The following is a 17,718-nucleotide window of genomic DNA, read 5'->3' as shown; positions in this document are numbered from 1 at the left end:
ATTTTCATAGTCGGGAAGTAGGTTATGCCGGCTTAATCACGGCGATTTTTCAATACAGCCTTTTCTCATAGCTTTCCTTAAGCGCAGCCGTTATGTCCTTCTCCGTCAGCCCCGTCGCCCCCGCATGGTCCGCCAGCATTCTCGCAGCGGAGGGCAGGCTTTCTTCGGCCGGCCACGAAGCGGAATCCCAAAGCTTAGACCGTTTGAACGCCTTCGCACAATGGACGAAGCACTGCTCCACTTCCACGCCGATCCCGAACAGCGGAATTTTCCCTTGGGCTTCAAGCGGAGCCAAACAGTCGGTGTCCTTGACGATGCAAGCCTTTCCGCTGATACGAAGCGTTTCCTCCAGCCCCGGGATTATATAAATCAAGCCGATTTGAGGATTATCCAAAATATTGCGCATCGAATCGAAGCGCCGGTTGCCCGGACGCTCGGGTATGAGCAGATGCTTGTCATCGATCACCGCCGTGAAGCCGGGCGCATCTCCTCTCGGCGATACGTCGCACGCGCCGGCTGCATCCGCCGTAGCGATAAAAACGATCGGCGCTTTCGCGATAAAATCGCGGCAATGACCGTCAAGCACCGGGATCGCCTTATTAACGGCAAGCGGACTCGGGCTGCCCGCCAATTCTTTCAGTTCCGCTTCCGTACGGACGATTCGACCAAAAGGGTTCATCATGTCCTCTCCTATGCATTAACGATTGTATACGCCGTTTCCCGCAAATATGAGTCTCGTAACCGGCCGGCACGCAAAAAAGGTTTGCCTCGGCTATCCGCTCATGATACTCGGATACAAGGCAAACCGTCAAGCGAAACGAGCCGCTTCTCTTTAATAGCAAATAATAATTCCTACGCTTCCACTGCCCTGGCCGGATTCGGCTTTCCAAGAAAACGCCAGAACGTTTCGCCGAAAAGGTCGGCCACGTCGCGCTTGATTTCCGTCTCGGCCGGCATCCAGCCGGTGTCCATAATATCGCCGTACTTATCGGTCAGCACTTTTGCGATAATGCTCCGGGAATGATCCCATTTATAAAGCATTTGGTCGAGCACCCGGCAATCGGAATGCTGCGGAATAACGCTCGTCCCGAGCAGCTCGAAGCGCATACGCGTTATCTCTTCGATCAAGCTGGGATTGTTTAGGAACCACCAGCAGCCGAAAACGAGCAGATTGCGGAATTTCCGCGCCGCTACCGCCAGCTCATGTTGATTGTCTCGGGACAGCATCGTCACCAGAAATTTATTTTCCGGATATAACGCGCAAATGGCTTCAACCGCAGTAACATCCGCTTTGCCGACGCTGTCGCCGGCGTCGCCAAGCGCCGGATTGACCCGCTTCTTCACGCCGATCATCATGGCAAAAGGAATATCGCGCTCGCGCGCTACCGGCACGATCGCATTCGCGATGATACGCCCGCGCGCCGAATCCTCCGGAAAAGCGAAGGAAGGCGGCAGCGAAACCGCCATATACAGCGGATTCATCCGGTCGATCCAATCGTTCAGGAAACGGCGGATACCCGCATAGGAACGTTCCGTCAACGCTTCCTCCACCTCGTAGCCCCAATCCGCAAGCTTGCTCCATGTCGTCTCCCACTGGTTCAGAAGCGGATCGATACGCAGCGCCGTATGGAAACGCGGATCGACTTCGGCAAGCGCCACCCACGCCTCTCTCTCTTTATCGACGAACGGATCGTTCGTCATGCAAGCCGAGGTTACGCCCGCCAAACGAAATATATTCGTAATATGCTCGTTTAATGGAGTCACCTCGAAGTACGCGCGGTACGAGGCCAGATCGCGGCTCTCCACGTCAAGTCCAAGCTTGCAAAGAACCGTCAGGACGCCGCGGCATGCTTCGCTGTAGGGCGTATGGTCGATAAACAGCGTTTGCCAGACAAGATCGGCTTGCTCCCGCTTCGACATCGCCCAGAACGATTCGTACGGCAGCTGCGGATGGAAGCGAAGCGTTTCCGCGACCAAATAATGATAAGTAAGCAGCTCGTCGATCCCCCACAGCAGCAGATCGCCGAAAGCTTCCGTAAACAGATGCGTATGAATGTCGGTAATCGGCGTCGTCCGCACCGTTTCATGCACGAAATCGCGCAGTTGTTCCTTCGTTCGAATCGCCATGTTCGACTTTCTCCTTCCTGAGAGACGGATCGGAATGTTATTTGCCGAGCAAATCCAAGTGTTTACCGATATGGCGGACTAGCGACTGATCGTAGGCCTCTTCCTGCTCGTTTAACGTCCGGTAAAATTCCTCCTTAAACATCGAGCCGCCTTCCGCCGTCTTCGCCTGAAGCAAAATGCCGTACGTAATATGGATCAGCTGGCGCGCATTATCGTCCTCCATATATTCGGGCAGCCGATCGTCGGACACCTCGTCGAGCGGCTTTATCGCGCCGATATCGGTCGTAACGTGATAATAAGCCTTCGCTTCTTCAAAATGATCGTACGCATACCGGTGCATACGGCGGTACAGGTCCGGATTGACGACGGCGACCGTTCGTACCGCTTCCAGCCAGTTCGTACCGGCCGTTTTGACGTGGAAGCGTCCTTTCGTATACTTGCCGATCAGCGGGAATACGCTGAACTTGTCGCTGCCGGAGTGAATGCTCAGCTTGTAGCCGAAATGATCGGCGATCGCCGCATGCACGATCAGTTCCCGCTCGAATTGCGCAACATCGCCGATATAATCGATTCCCTTCTGAAACTCCCCGCAAAAACGCGGCGCCATGCTGTAGATGGCAATGTCCTGGGCGTACAGCTCGTTTGCGACGAGAAAATGCGATTCGGGGTCGGTCGGCGTCAACGTTTCGTCGATTGAAATTTCGAAGTCGACCGCTCTGTCCGCCGTCTTGATGTATGTCTCATAAATATGCGCCATGAACGAGATCGCTTCGCCGTAAATAAGCGCGTTTTTCATCAAGCTGCCTTTATCGAAACGAATGACGCTGTTTTCCACGGTAAACGATTGGTTCAAATAACGGCCTTCATAGTGCTCCCGAACGCTAGCCGGAAGTGTATTGTACTTCGTCTCGATCTCGATCGCCGAAAGTCCTTCGATCGTATTGTCGATTTTCTCCGAACAGTCGAGCGTCAGCATCGTAAAACCAAGCTCCAGAGCCAAGCGGATATCCGCTTCGGCTTTCAGATGATCGCCATCCGCGCCGAAGCCGTCTCTGTACCCTTCCTGATAAACGGCAAAGCTCGCCGCGTCGACCACTTCCTTATAATCGCGTCCGGTAAGCGTAAGCTCGCGAATGCTTTGCTGCGCCAATATCGGCTTCACCGCTCTTCCGCGCACCGTTTTTACATGTCCGGGACCCGCCAGGCCGAGTCTGTCGCCGAGCCCGATCGTCGCTACTTGAGTGCCGAAGGCCTGAGGCGCCGTATAGGGAAAATGACGGTTCAGCACCAGCCTGTTGGCGTGGGAAAGTCCGCAAACTTTGCCTCCGTCACGCTCTTCGCCTTGCAGCTCGTCATAAAGCGGGCCCGCGCCTGCTGCAAGCAGCTTTCTGACGCCGTCTTCCTTAATCATGATGCAAGAGGTGCCGCCGCTAACGTCAAACGATGCGGGATATGTGCGGATTTCGGGTTCCGAAACGGTTATTGTTCGACCTTCTTTGATCGATTGCGCGATTGCCACTACATTTGCCATATAAAATGAAGCCTCCTTATCATTGTTCGTGCCGTATACGCTCATCATAGAACAATATCCGTTATTTTTCTTCGCCTTTTTTGCCTGTATTCGCTATTTTCTTGCATATCTTGTCTTGATGGGGACATTTTTTGATATACTAAGATCAGCTGTTTATTTAAGCGGAGGAAGGCGGAGATTCGGCATGAGCGATATGGCCGCCGTCAGCTATGGCGCGGAAGACGACGATTTGTACATCCACCATATCCGGAGAACGGAGCCGTTCGAGAGAACGAATCATTTTCATCGCAATTACGAGATTTACTATCTGCTTGCCGGGGAACGATTCTATTTCATAAAGGACAGGACATACAAGCTGCAGCAAGGCGATCTCGTTTTTATCAACAAGCTTGATCTGCACAGTTCTTTAAACGCGGAAAACCCGCAGCACGAGCGCGTTCTCATCAACTTCAGCGACGCTTACACGCAAGAGTACGCAGGCAGCCGTTTCTTGTTCGAGCCCTTTACCCATTCGTCCGGGAGGGTGCTCAGTTTAAACGTTCAAGAACGTATGTTCGTCGAGCATCTTCTGCATAAGCTGACGAAAGAAGCCCATGCGCAGGGCACGGGCTTCGAGCTTTACATGAAGCATTTGCTGATCGAGCTGCTGCTGTTCGCAAGCCGAAAACTCGAGAAGCACACAACGACCGCGCTTGCGGCGGAATCGCCCCTGCACGGCAAAGTGACCGAAATCGTCCGTTACATCAATCAATACTACGCGATGCCGCTTACGCTGCATGATCTGTCGGATAAGTTTTATATGAGTCCGCATTATTTGAGCCGTTCGTTCAAGAAAGTGACCGGTTTTTCGTTCGTCGAATATGTCAACGCGATTAGGGTGAAAGAAGCGCAGCGGCTGCTTAAAGAAACGGAAACGAAAATTATCGACATCGCCGATCAGGTCGGCTTCGAAAGCGTCGCACATTTCGGGCGAGTCTTCAAATCGGTAGCCCGTCTGTCACCGCTCCAGTACCGGAAACAGGGCTAGCAATACATCGCCGCTAGGAGCGAAGCGGAATGAAAAACGCCTTCTCGACATCTTGAGCCGATAACGGGCGGCTGAAATAGTAGCCTTGCAATTCCTTGCACTGGTTTTGCGTCAAAATATCGAGCTGATCCTTCGTTTCGATGCCTTCGGCCACTACGTCCAGATTTAGATTTTGTGCCATGGAAATAATCGTCGAGACGATCGCCTTGTCATTATCGTTCTCCGCTATTTCCGTAATGAAGGAGCGGTCGATTTTCAGCTTGTGGATCGGGAATGTTTTCAAATAACCGAGCGAGCTGTACCCCGTCCCGAAATCGTCCAGGCTGATTCGAACACCGATCTGATTCAATTCGCGCAAGGTTTGTGCGGAAACCGCCGCATCCATCATCATGCTCTCGGTAATCTCAAGCTCGAGATATTTCGCTTCCAGCCCGGTTTCATTCAGCACGTTAAGCAAATAGTTTACCAGATTGGACTGATGAAATTGCTGGGCCGACAAATTGACGGCGACCGGGATGAGCGGGCCGCCCGTTACATGCCACTCCCGCATTTGCCTGCAGGCTTCCCTTAGAACCCAAGTGCCGATCTCAAAAATCATGCCGGCTTCCTCGGCTATCGGAATGAACGCGCCGGGCTGCAAAATTCCTCTCGACGGATGCTTCCAGCGGACCAGAGCTTCAACGCCGACCATCCTGCTGTCTTCCGCTCGGAATTGGGGTTGGTAGTACACGAGCAGCTCGTTTCGCTCGATTGCCTTTCTAAGATCCGCTTCCAGCTCGATCCGATCCAGCAGCTCCTTGTCGAGATCGCTGGAATAGTATCGGTAGCCGTTTTTGCCCAGTTTTTTCACGTCGTACATGGCCGTGTCCGCGGATTTCAGCAATTGCTCGGCGCTTTTGCCGTGCTTCGGATATACCGCGATCCCGATACTGGCCGAAATATAGAAATCATTGTCCTTCAAACGAAAAGGCAGCTTCAGTCCATCCAGCAAACGTTTCGCCAGCTCGGACGGTTCATCTCCGTCGTCACCGACGGGGCAAATGATCGTAAATTCGTCTCCACCCATGCGGGCGAGCGTTACATGATCGACATCCGCCACCTCGTTAAAGCGCGCGCTGACCGCCTTCAGGAAAATATCGCCGTACGTGTGGCCGAGCGAATCGTTGATCATTTTGAACCTGTCGATATCGATAACCATAACGGCGAACTGCTTATGCGTCATTTCCGCTTCCTCGATGAAGCGTTTAAGCTTCTGATCGAACATTCTCCGGTTCGGCAGCCCCGTCAAATCGTCATGAAAAGCAAGATGCTTGATTTTATCCTTCGCCCGTTTCTCCTCCGTTATATCCCTGGCGATAATATGATTGCCGACCAGCTGGTTGTCGATAACTACGGGAACATTGATGATGCTGAGCTCGATTCGGGTTCCGGACGGACTAATAATCGCCGTTTCGTAGCTCTCCGGCCGTTCGTTGAAAGAGCTGTAATAAAGCGTCTTCGTCCTTTCCCTATGCTCTTCCGAAATGCTGAGCCCCAACACGGATATATGCTTGTTCGCAAAATCTTCGGAAGCAAAACCGGCGATTCTCGTGACGGCCGGATTCATGCTCAAGATGCGTCCGTCATTGTCCACCGATATGATGCCGTCCGTGTTATTTTCGTATAAGGAGCGGTACCAGCGTTCGTTTTTCTGGAGAACCAGATCCTTCTGGGAGAACCGATTGTTTATGAGCACGCCTACGAGCGTTATCCCCAGCATCAGGAACGTACCCGAAACGATGATATAAGCCATAATTTCCTGCTCGATTTGCATTCCGGTGCCGTACACGGTCCCATCCCCATGATGAAAGTGAGCCGCCGCCATGCCCGTATAATGCATGCCAGCAATCGCAGCCCCCATAATGACTGCGCTGCCCAGCTTAAATAAAGCCGAGTATCGCGAATTCGACTTGCGAAAATAAGACAAAAGCGCAAGAGCGGCGATCGATGCGGTTGCGGCGATCAGGACGGAGAGAATGACAAGCCCGGAATTATAGGAGGTATTTACGAGCATCCCCGCCATGCCGACATAATGCATGCCCGATATGCCCGCCGCCATGAGCCCTCCCGATATAAGCAGCTCCTTGCTCCCCATCTTCTTGCGGTTAACGGTCAGCAGTGCGATATACGAGACTGCGATTGCGAACAAGACCGACAACAGGACAAGTCCGATGTCGTAGGAGACGCGAATCGGCAGCGAAAGCGCAAGCATCCCGACGAAATGCATCGACCATATGCCGAGCCCCATCGAAACAGCCCCGCAAATAAGCCAATACATCCGCAGCTTCCCCTTGCTCGTATTGATTCTTCCCGCTAAATCCAACGCCGAATACGACGCGGCAACCGCAATCAAACAGGATAAAACAACGAGCGGTTCATTATAAGTTCCCGATAGATGATCCATATAACAAGCTACACTCCTTTAAAATGTGCATCTCCCATAAGGGAGCGAATAACGTTCCATATGTACTCTCATCTTCTAAATATACACTATGAAGACGAAATTTTTTTCAAATAAATAAAAGAACTTGTAAAATCGTGTCGATTCACGACCTCACAAGGTTCCAATCAGCCTTATTCCAAATACTGTATGGATAATACCGCCATTCTGAAGACCTGGCATCATCAAAAATACGGCTTCAAGCGCTTTTCCTCCGGCCTCTTCACACTTCCGATCGAAAGCATAGCATACGATTCTGAATCATTTCTGAACAGTCATGCTTAAAAATATGCCATTTTGTGATCGTCCAAGAGGAATAAAGCGCATGGACGCGTTTTTATTTCCCGGGGCATCGCCACATTGCGACATTTTTTGATCTGGATTCACTCAATAGCTACGAAGCCGACGGCTCGCGGCGCTGTGCGGCGGCGCATATAGTTTGCGTCCGCCAGGGCTGTTTGTGTACGGCACAGAGCTGCTTGCATTCATTGTGGAGCTTCGGCGTGCGGCAAACGGAGGCGGTGGAGTGCTTCGACTTACGGCGACTGGGGGGGCGGCGGGCGGCAGCGTGACGTGGGCACGGAGTGCGGTGGAGTTCTGCGACATGCGGCGACTGGGGGCGATGGGCGACGGCGTGACGTGGGCGCGGAGTGCGGCGTAGAACTGCGACATGCGGCGACTGGGGGCGGCGGGCGGCGGCGTGACGTGGGCACGGAATGCGGCGTAGAGCTGCGATATGCGGCGACTGGAGGGCGGCGGGCAACGGCGTGACGTGGGCGCGGAATGCGGTGGAGTGCTGCGATATGCGGCGACTGGGGGCGGCGGGCGACGGCGTGACGTGGGCGCGGAGTGCGGTGGAGTGCTGCGATATGCGGCGACTGGGGGCGGCGGGCGACGGCGTGACGTGGGCGCGGAGTGCGGCGTAGAGCTGCTGTTAGCGGCGGCATGGCGAAGTAATAACGATGAATGGGCGGGCACTCACCTTCTTTAGGCTTATGGCATAAGCTGTAGAAGCTAGATGTAAGCCCATTCATGGAGGGGTATTATGGGAATCGAACTGATCGGTCTGCATTGGGTGTACCTGGCGTTCATCGCATTGATCATCGGGTTTATGGTCATGCGCAGAGACACGTCGCTAGTGTGCATCATAGGCATATTCGTGCTCGGTCTGATGGCTACGGAATCGCTTAGCCAGTCGGTAAGCGGAATATTCAACAGTTTTATCGTCGCCATCAAAGAACTGCTCGGCACGATCCTGGTTATATCCATCATCGTATCGATGAGCCGGGTATTGCTCGTTTCGGGTATTAATGAAACGATGATTTCGCCGTTTACGAAGCTGATGCGGAATCCGACTATGGCTTATTGGACGGTCGGGATCGTGATGATGGTCATTTCGTGGTTTTTCTGGCCTTCACCGGCAGTCGCGCTGATCGGTGCGGTGCTTCTGCCCGCAGCCATACGTGCAGGTCTTCCTCCGCTTGCCGTGGCCATCGCGATGAACTTATTCGGTCACGGCATCGCGTTATCCGGCGATTTTATCATTCAAGGAGCTCCGAAAATAACGGCCGACGCCGCAGGCATCCCCGTATCCGATGTGATCGCCGCCAGCGTTCCGCTTGTATTCGTTATGGGTGCAGTTACGACTGCCGCAGCATTCTGGTTCATGCGCAAAGATATGAAAAACGGCAAGCTGACCAATCAAACCGGGCTCGCTGCCGGAGCGAGCAAACCCACCTACGGGGCGTTTCCGGATAAAATCTCGCTCTCCCCGGCGGCCAAAAGGACGATGGCCATTATCATCCCTCTCCTCTTTCTCGGCGACTTGGCGGCAATGTCCTATTTGAAGCTGCAAGGCGGCGATGCGACCGCGCTTATCGGCGGGACGTCGGTATTTATTCTGCTCTTGATCAGCCTTCTCGCGCATCGTAGCAAAGGGTTGGAGAAAACGACCGAATATTTAATCGAAGGGTTTCAATTCGGGTTCAAGGTGTTCGGACCGGTTATTCCGATCGCGGCATTCTTTTATTTGGGCGACTCGTCCTTTGTTGAAATATTCGGCAAAGTACTTCCGGAAGGCTCGCACGGTATTGTAAACGACCTTGGCGTAGCGCTTGCCAACTCCGTTCCGCTAAATCCTCAAGTAAGCGTCGTTACATTAACCTCCGTCGGAGCGATAACAGGCCTGGACGGCTCCGGCTTTTCCGGCATTTCTCTTGTAGGTTCGATCGCCAACCTGTTCTCGACCGCTATCGGTGCCGGTATCGCTACATTAACCGCGCTCGGCCAAGTATCGGCCATTTGAGTCGGCGGCGGCACGCTCATCCCTTGGGCGCTTATTCCTGCGGCCGCCATTTGCGGGGTCGATCCGTTCGAGGTAGCTCGGCGCAACCTGAAGCCTGTCGTGCTCGGACTCGTCGTTACGACGATCTTGGCGATGTTTATCATTATGCTTTAACGTATCGATGGGAACTCGATTCCTTTGGGGAGGCTCCAGTTATCCTCAGAAACTGCTTCATATTATATTTAACACATCAAAAAGCCTTCTTGTCGTTTAATTGGCAGAAGGCTTATATTTTTGCGGTATGTCGACGATTCCGGTATGCAACAAGGCAATAAAAAAACGTTATTCTACTAGTAACACTGCACCATGCTCTGAAGGGTTATAATTTGGAGGCCATATGGTATTTGAATCGTACTTGGCTCCAACTAGATTTGCTTGAAGTAATCCCAAACAATTCATATTAGCCCCATATAATAGTGCATTTGAAAAATTAGCTTCCCTTACTTCGGCATCAAGTAAATTCGCTTTGCTCAAATTGGTATTTTTAAAACTAGCATAGAAACATTTTGCTTTTGAAATGTTTGCATTTATAAGCAAACCACCTTCAAAATTACTCATTATCAAATTCGATTCAAATAAATTACAGTAACTGAGATCCGAATTATTCAATTCCGCATTCCTTAAATTAGTACCACTAAGGCTCGCCCCAGCCATATTTTTACATCTAAGTTCAGCTCTGTGCAGATTACAACCATTGAGCTTGGCATTTACTAATGTATCCATTTCTAGTTGCAAATCACCATCACCTGAGTGTCTTTTTATAATAAACAACTTTATACCCCCCAATTTGTTATTTATTTCCCCAGTCGTATCAGTCTTACGGGCTTTCCTAGACCGTATTAAAATGACGGCTTGGTTGGATAAATGCACGCATACACAAGGAGATTTGACTGCCGACGTGTGATCGAGCCCCGCTCGCCGGGAGTCGCGCGGGGCGGAAACACGCATATTTTCACAAAGTTCCCTTTAAAACCGTCAACTGCATCCAAATAGAAACTGGAGCCGCCACTCAAACAACCTACATGTTCTCATTGACCTATCCGGTCGGATCGAATATATTAATCGTCGCTTGCATGCTCTGCAGTCCGATATTGCCCATGTGGAATTAACTCTGGCCTCTTTCCCTCGCCTGCAGTCAGAAAATGCCCGCTTACAACGACTATATGACTAGACATATCAGGAAATCCAAGCTTCAAGAAGGCAAAATCGGACTCCAGTGTAAGGGAAAGTTCGATTCCTTACTCCAAGCAGGCGAAATAGGACTACAGCGAATTCAGTCCGTGAACGACTCCTGGCGTGCGGCGCTCAGTCACACGGCGGTTATCAAATCTCGTGCGATTCGAGACCCCAGGCATGCACCTTCGTCGCCCCTCGGAGTGGTACTGTGGTTCATTGGAAGCACTTTGACGATCGCCGGCTTGCAACAATCGAAAGTGTTTGAACGAAGACTCTGCTATAACGAAAACGCAGCCTATCATATATTTTCAACAAAGCCTCCATACCGTGCAAACGGCAGGAGGCTTTTATATGCGATGCTTGCTTTAGTTTTTAATCCACGAAACGCAAGGTGCCGAAACGACGCGGCGTATGGAAGTCGACGATTCCGGTTTGCGACCAGGCCATATACTGATCCTCTTGCTCCGATTCCCCGCGGTCGATCCGGTAGCAGTTCATCAGCCACTCGTCGTTTGCCTTAGGGGTACCGCCTTCAAAATTAACGAACGGCATTTTCCAGATATATGTCAGCTCGGAACCATCTTCATTTTTATCCACTGTCGTTTCCCAGCCTTCGGCATGCCAATCGAGGTTCACTTTGTACGTGCCGTCGAGATTGTTGATGATCGTCGCATCGAACTGCACGTTCGCAGGACTATGCTCGAATTCCTTGTAGGACTGAATATCGTGCGTTTCAGAGAGAAATACTTCAACTACATCCTCTTCGTATATCGGCGCATCATGTCCCGACAATGTCGCCACAATACGGTCATCTTCGCAAACGAAGCGGTAATAAAGCGCTTCCTCCGTCCAGAACGACTGGACCGTCGAAGCCAGCGTCGGCTTGCTGCCGCTGCCGGCCTCCACAAGCACCATCTTCTCAATGCCGTTCCAAACGTCGTCGGAGCTTAGCGGCATACCGGAAAACTGTTTTTTGACACATTCGTAAGTAGGCAAAGCAGGCAAATTCATCGCAACCATCACCATTTTCCGTTAAGATAAAAGAACACCTATATCTTACCACTTACATGCCTCTTATGATATCGGAAACGAAATTTAACCGGTAAATTTGTTTCGGTCGTCCTTTAGCGTCGCCCTTCTCTTCGCCTATGATTTCCACAAGTCCGGCATCCTCCAGCGAATTGAGGAACCGGTGCGTGCTTCGCACGGTAACGCCCAAAATCGTCGCCAAATCCTTGGCGATATAATCGGACTTGCCGAAACGTGACACATGGGCCAAAAGCTTGCTTAAGTAAACGGGAGAGACGCCTGCCTGCTCCACTTTTTTAAGCAGCTCGGTATGAATTAACGAAAGCTCGTAATGCACCGGTTCGTTCATTTCGAGCGGACCGATCATGCTGCGGTCTTCCCGGACGATGAAGCAAATATTGCCGCCGGAATCTTTACAGCGCCGGAGCGCCACCCGCGCATGGGTGCCCGCTTCGTTAGCCGACCGGCCGAAGCCGATGCCGATGCTTAGCGAAACGGCGAATTTCGTTTTCATTTCCTGCGCCAGCGAAATATATTTGTAGCCGCCCGTTTCCTTCTCGAAAATGCCCCGAGTCGTAATGAACGTATATTCCTCGCCACCCAAATAACTGAGATAACCGTCCAGAGATTCCACATAATTAAAAATCATCCGGTGGATATCCAGCTTCAGCCGCTGCACGTCGTGCTCGGACGTCTGCTTGGCCGCAAGCGAAGCAAAATCGTCGACATTGATAAATCCGACGACCGTTTGCATTTCTTTGTTTTTACGCGATTCCGTGGACAGAAGAGCGCGCTCAAGCGATGAGATAATGTCCTGTTCCATCGGGAGCAGCCACACGTTCGGCACTTGGGCCGCCGTAAGCGCTTCGGATACGGAGCGCAGACCGGTTAGAGCCGCCTTGCTGTTTCCGTTCCTATACTCGGACAAGTGGAACTCGATAAGCTCCTCGCGCGTCGGATACTTGGCGCCTTCATAAAGAACGACGCCGTCCGTCGGCTCGTCCAGCTCGCGGAAAGCGCGCGCCACATCTTTCTCGGACAGCGAGTCGATCGAGAGCGATTGACTCCCGACCTCCCGGCGTATCCGGTAAAGCGCCCCATACAAACCGGCTCCGGTGAGCGGGATGAAATGAACCGGAACGGTAAAATGCAGCGCATCCTTCGCCAGCCGATACGCGTAAGGCCCGGTGAACAAAATAACCTCCACCTGCTCCATCAGCGATCCGGCAAGCTCGATCGCTTCCGTTTCGTGCCGGTAGCCTTTCATGACCGGCACGAAAGAAGGAAAACCCTTCAGCACCTGCTCCATTTTATCCATCATCGCATGGGGCCCGATAATGCCTATCGCGATGCCGTCAACCTTCTTGCTCCGTTCCGTCATTCCGATCCCTTCTCCCGTTAGCCAGTCATCGATTTGCTTACTTTATTGTTCCATCCACTCGTTCAAATGAGCTTTGACAAACTCGTCGTCGTTCAGCTCCGGATAATCGCGGTACATCCGATCGATCTCCTCGGATTGTCCCGGCGACAACACTTCGTGCGGATTCAAGCACCAAGTCCCCTTCATCAGGCCTTGACGGCGCAGCACTTCGTGAATGCCCGGAATGCAGCCGGCAAAATTATGCGCCGGATCGAAAAACGCGGCATTCGTTTCGGTTACCGCGATATTGCGTGTCAGCCATTCTGCGGAAAGCTGCTCGTTCTCGCGAACCTGCTTGATTTCCTCAAGCAGCTCGACCGCTTTCTTCGTCCACACGCACCAGTGGCCGAGCAAGCCGCCGACGATCCGTTTTTCGACTTGCTTGCCGTCCACGTTGAAGCGGTATGCGGTAAGCAAATCGTTAACGATATTATCGTCGTTTCCTGTATATAAAGCAATTTCGTCGCGGCGGCTGGAGTTGATGACGGCACGCGCCACGTCAATTGTTTGGTAGCGGTTGAACGGCGCCATTTTGATCGCTACGATGCCAGGGATTTCCGCAAACTTGCTCCAGAAATCATAACTGAAAATACGTCCGCCGACGGACGGCTGCAGATAAAAGCCGATAACCGGGATGCGATCCGCCACTTTCGCCGTACGCTCGAGAATTTGCTCCTCTGTCCAGTCCTTCAAGCCGCCCATGCTGAGCAAAGCGGCGTCGTAACCGAGCTTCAAAGCAATCTCGGTTTCATTCAGCGCTTGTTCCGTAGGTCCGCAGATGCCCGCTACGAGCAGGAAAGGACGGTCCAGCTTCGCCTTAGCCACTTCTTCTGCCGCAATGCGAAGCACCGGCTCATAAAGATCGATGCCTTTGTCGCGGATTTCGAACTGCGTCGAATGAACGCCGACGGCGATGCCGCCCGAGCCTGCCGCGATATAATAACGGGCAAGTGCACGTTGGGAGCGTTCGTCCAGCTTACGGTCTTCGGTAAGCGCCAGCGGATGCGCCGGAATGACAAGTCCTTCGTGAAGCGCCTTCGATTGTTCCGGAGTCAACGTTTTTTTCGACATTAGTATTTCCCATCCCTTTCTTGGAAATGAGTAGGTTTGTTCCAAGTTGCGCCATCTTGCGCCACCCATTCGGCAACCCAGTCGAACATTTGTCCGAGCGATACTTTCGGGTAACCGAACAAGCTGCTCATTTTCGTCGAGTTGCTGAGAAGCGCCGTTTCCGACTCTACGCCCTCGAAGATCGGCTGTATGCCAAGACGTTTACCGAGCTCGTTCGCCGCCCAGCGAAGCGAAATCGTCTCAGGACCGGTGACGTTGATCACGTTCGGCGGCGTGTTGCAAACGAGCAGCGAACGAAGCGCCACTTCATTGGCATCCCCTTGCCAGATTACGTTCGCATGACCCATGGAAATGTCGATCGTACGTTGTTCTTTAATCGATTTAGCCAGCTCCAGCAATACGCCGTAACGCAGATCGATCGCATAGTTCAAACGGTAAATGACCATAGGGATTTGATAAGTATTGGAGAAATATTCAAATACGCGCTCGCGTCCGAGGCAGGATTGTCCGTATTCGCCGTTCGCGCAAGGAGATACCGATTCAGTAGCGCCACCTGCCGCTACCGGTGTCAACGGATATACGTTGCCGCTGGAAAATACGACGATACGAGAATCCCGGTAATGCTCAGCTACACGGCCCGGCAAGTATGCGTTCATCGCCCAAGTAAAGTGCTCGCGTCCAGTCGTGCCGAATTTGTTTCCTGCCATGTACAGCATGTTTTTCACTTTCGGCAGTTTTTTCAGCTCATCATCGTTGAGCAGGTCGACGGTAAACGTCTCAACGCCGTCGCGTTCCAATTCTTCTTTAAGCGCTTTATCGGAAAAACGGGAAGCGCCGTATACTTTCTTGTCGACGCCTGCAGCTTTGATTGCGTTCATGGCGAGGCGGGCAAGGCTTGGGCCCATTTTGCCGCCGATACCGAGCAGCATGATGTCCCCGTCCAATTTTTTCATGTCTTCAATTAATGCCGCGGATGGTTCCGCCAGCTTCGCTTCGAGCTCTTCAATCGTTCTCATCGAAAACTCCACTCCCTTATAGTTGATATCTTCATGGTACATGCGGACACCATTTAGAGACAAGGTCTATAATGAGTCTTTAATGTGGTTAAGAGTCTGTTTACTGCAAGCGCTTTAAAGTAATTTAAACAAAATAAGTTTGCCGCTAACTGGCGAAAACGAGCATTTTACCGATTGAATAGTATGGACAGCCCCATGAACAAAAAAAAGCCGGGGATGTCTCCCCGACCCTTGTTGTAATACCTTTATTTCGTAAGCTTTTGCACTACTCGTTTCCGGATCTTCATCCGGCTCCGTCCTAAAGCGTCGACGCAATGACGTGAAATTCCGGCTCCGCATATTTGTTTGCCGCCAATGCCGCCTCAAGCGCATTTCCGAAAGAAGCGTCGGAAATGACGACTTTGCCGTTGCCGCCGCTCACCGAACCTCCTATGGAGCCGCCGCCGCCGGGGTTGCGGAATTCGCAGCCTGCATAGGTCGCCGTCACGTTGGCCGTCTGGCCGAGAGCGGGCTTGAGCAAGGAGGTCGCACCGCTTAACGTAACGGAAGCGGCGCTTAGCTTCAGCTTGCAGTTGCCGCTTACAAGGAACATCGCTGCGTAGGAAAGGTCTGCGCCGCCCGACTCCACCTCAAGATCGACCCCGTTAACGATGACGGAAGCGTCGTTCAACAAGATCGCATTGTTATTCGACATCAGCTTCGATTTGATTTTCGCTTTACCGGCTCCGAGCGATCTGATTTCCACATCCGCGTTGTCGATCGCCGGAATGCCTTGTGCAGCAACGGCTTCCGTACCGCTTACGATATACACGATGTTTTTACGGTTTTTGTCCAACCGTTCCGCCATCGCGTTCAAGGTTTTGACCGCATTGTTCGCGTTAATGCCGAGATAGACGTCGGTGCCGTTGACGGGGTCTACGTAAACTTCGTGCACGATCGCATCTTTGCCGACGTGATTGAATCTCACATAAGGGGAATATTCCGTCGTATCCGCCATATTGTCCGTAATCACATTGGATGTCGATTTTGCGCTTGCGTAGGCGTAATAGGTCCTGAACGAACCCGGCCAGTTGTAAAAATATTCAAAATCTGTAACAGCTCCCCCGCCGGCATATATGATGCCTTTGCCGGGATGCCATAACGCGTTGTTAATCGACTTGACCGCGGACTCAACGATAAACCACGGGTAATCCCGTATCTGTTCGATATGCGAGCCGTTAACCGTTACGGTAGAGTTGTAGCAAACAAAACCGATATGCGCTCCTTCGGCGATCGGCGCCGTATACGTAATCGAACCGCACCAGTAATTGTAAACGCATACCCGTTTGCGGTGATGCCCTTGCGGGATATAGTCGGGATCTTCACCTTCACGTTCGTTGTACACATAATGAGGAATCCGGTCTTGCGGTATTTCCTCGACATTGTAGCCTGCCGTCGTATCGATATACGGATTGATGACGGAACAGCCGATAACCGAATGCACCGCCGCAAAGCCGTGATACTTCGCATTGATGAACAAATTCTCGAATTCCGTCCCCCATCCTGCGTTGAACAAAATGCCGACTTCAAACCCCCGGCTATGTACGTTACGCATTTTCGAGTTAACCGTTCCGCAATAACGAATTCCGCAAAACACCGTCCGCTCGGTATAAACGACCAAGTCCTCCATGCAAACGCCGTGCAGCGAGCTTACTTGCTTGCCGTCGATCATGCCGCCGTTGACGATTTTATTGTAGGCGATCCGCTTTTTTGTAGACGCGTCGAAGCCACAGGCGTCGATGCATATTTTGTCCGGATTCGCAAAATCGGCATAAATTACCGTTCCGCTCGCTTTTTCCGCCGTCGTGTTGAAGAAAAAGCCTCCTCGCGACAAGTCTCCGCGAAGCTTGACGAATTTATCGAGATAGATCGTATCGGTAACGCGGTATCGCCCTTTCGGCAAATAAACCGTTCCCCCGCCTTCGACCACATTGTTCTGCTCGAACGTCGACTTCACGCTTTCGATGGCGGCTTGAACAGCCGCTCTGTCGTCGGCGATGCCGTCGCCTTTCGCTCCGAACCATTTGACGTTGACCTCGCTGCTGTAAATCCGCTTAAAGCGCATCCCCGCTACCGAAACGACCACAGTGCCCAGATTGTCCGGCGAAACGGTGTCGGCGGCATCGTAATAAAAAATACCTTCCATACCGCGATCCTTCACAACATATATGCCTTCCGCCGGCGGCCCCGCATACGCTCTTAATTCTGCAATCGTGGTCGTTACCGCTACATTCATTTTCATTAGATCTTTTACTTTCGTCCGGTTGTCGCTCGGGTCGGCATAGGCTTTCATAACCGTCCCGTTCGCAATCGCGCTCGCAGCGAGAGCGGCTCCCGCCATCCCCAGAGAAGTCAGCAGCTTCCTTCTGCTTATTATGCTACTCGCTTGTTTTTCCTCGTGCGGTTCCGCCGCTTCCGTTCTTTGATCTTTCAACATGCCGCATTCCTCCTTATAAGGA

Annotated in this window: 12 protein-coding genes and 1 pseudogene; 3 read left to right on the top strand and 10 right to left on the bottom strand. The window is 52.1% G+C overall.

Annotation, left to right across the window (positions count from 1 at the left end; all coding sequences use genetic code 11):
- Positions 1-49: 49 nt before the first annotated feature.
- The 3 genes from DQG23_RS13350 to DQG23_RS13340 all read right to left on the bottom strand — a co-directional run bounded on the left by DQG23_RS13350 (position 50) and on the right by DQG23_RS13340 (position 3,658).
- A complete protein-coding gene (locus DQG23_RS13350) occupies positions 50-679 on the bottom strand; it encodes a pyridoxamine 5'-phosphate oxidase family protein (protein ID WP_113031343.1) in 630 nt (209 codons plus the stop codon).
- A gap of 173 nt (positions 680-852) precedes the next feature.
- On the bottom strand, positions 853-2,127 hold the full coding sequence (locus DQG23_RS13345; RefSeq protein ID WP_113031342.1) for a glucuronate isomerase: 1,275 nt from the start codon (positions 2,125-2,127) through the stop codon (positions 853-855).
- A 37-nt stretch (positions 2,128-2,164) separates the two neighbouring features.
- Entirely contained in the window at positions 2,165-3,658 is a 1,494-nt protein-coding gene (locus DQG23_RS13340; RefSeq protein ID WP_113031341.1) for a tagaturonate epimerase family protein, read from the bottom strand.
- Positions 3,659-3,842: 184 nt separating this feature from the next.
- Between DQG23_RS13340 and DQG23_RS13335 the strand changes: the two genes are divergently transcribed.
- Entirely contained in the window at positions 3,843-4,685 is an 843-nt protein-coding gene (locus DQG23_RS13335; protein ID WP_113031340.1) for a helix-turn-helix transcriptional regulator, read from the top strand.
- A 13-nt stretch (positions 4,686-4,698) separates the two neighbouring features.
- Here DQG23_RS13335 and DQG23_RS13330 read toward each other — a convergent pair whose 3' ends face one another.
- Positions 4,699-7,128, bottom strand: coding sequence for an EAL domain-containing protein (locus DQG23_RS13330; RefSeq protein WP_113031339.1), 2,430 nt, complete (start codon positions 7,126-7,128; stop codon positions 4,699-4,701).
- A 475-nt stretch (positions 7,129-7,603) separates the two neighbouring features.
- On the opposite strand from DQG23_RS13330, the gene DQG23_RS13325 reads away from it, so the two are divergent.
- Together DQG23_RS13325 and DQG23_RS13315 are read left to right on the top strand one after the other, a co-directional pair.
- Positions 7,604-7,825 (top strand): hypothetical protein, encoded by a 222-nt coding sequence (locus DQG23_RS13325; RefSeq protein ID WP_113031338.1) that lies wholly within the window; start codon positions 7,604-7,606, stop codon positions 7,823-7,825.
- A gap of 384 nt (positions 7,826-8,209) precedes the next feature.
- A pseudogene (locus tag DQG23_RS13315) lies at positions 8,210-9,622 on the top strand (hypothetical protein).
- Positions 9,623-9,790: 168 nt separating this feature from the next.
- Here the strand turns inward: DQG23_RS13315 and DQG23_RS13310 are convergent.
- The 6 genes from DQG23_RS13310 to DQG23_RS13285 all read right to left on the bottom strand — a co-directional run bounded on the left by DQG23_RS13310 (position 9,791) and on the right by DQG23_RS13285 (position 17,696).
- Entirely contained in the window at positions 9,791-10,279 is a 489-nt protein-coding gene (locus DQG23_RS13310) for a pentapeptide repeat-containing protein (protein ID WP_158560457.1), read from the bottom strand.
- 777 nt (positions 10,280-11,056) lie between these two features.
- Positions 11,057-11,695 carry a carbohydrate-binding family 9-like protein gene (locus tag DQG23_RS13305; RefSeq protein WP_158560455.1) on the bottom strand — a complete coding sequence of 213 codons (639 nt, stop codon included), beginning with the start codon at positions 11,693-11,695 and terminating at the stop codon, positions 11,057-11,059.
- Positions 11,696-11,747: 52 nt separating this feature from the next.
- Positions 11,748-13,094, bottom strand: a complete 1,347-nt coding sequence (locus DQG23_RS13300) for a GGDEF domain-containing protein (protein ID WP_113031334.1) — start codon at positions 13,092-13,094, stop codon at positions 11,748-11,750.
- 42 nt (positions 13,095-13,136) lie between these two features.
- Positions 13,137-14,204, bottom strand: coding sequence for a dihydrodipicolinate synthase family protein (locus DQG23_RS13295; protein WP_113031333.1), 1,068 nt, complete (start codon positions 14,202-14,204; stop codon positions 13,137-13,139).
- On the bottom strand, positions 14,204-15,220 hold the full coding sequence (locus DQG23_RS13290) for an NAD-dependent epimerase/dehydratase family protein (protein WP_113031332.1): 1,017 nt from the start codon (positions 15,218-15,220) through the stop codon (positions 14,204-14,206). Before DQG23_RS13290 ends, DQG23_RS13295 begins: the two co-directional genes overlap by 1 nt.
- Before the next feature lie 298 nt (positions 15,221-15,518).
- The gene (locus tag DQG23_RS13285; RefSeq protein WP_202865911.1) at positions 15,519-17,696 is read right to left on the bottom strand and encodes a glycosyl hydrolase family 28-related protein; all 2,178 of its coding nucleotides are present in this window, start codon (positions 17,694-17,696) and stop codon (positions 15,519-15,521) included.
- Positions 17,697-17,718: the final 22 nt, after the last annotated feature.

Source organism: Paenibacillus contaminans (assembly GCF_003285015.1).
GTDB classification, from domain to species: domain Bacteria; phylum Bacillota; class Bacilli; order Paenibacillales; family NBRC-103111; genus Paenibacillus_V; species Paenibacillus_V contaminans.
This window is presented reverse-complemented; position numbering and strand designations above follow the sequence as displayed.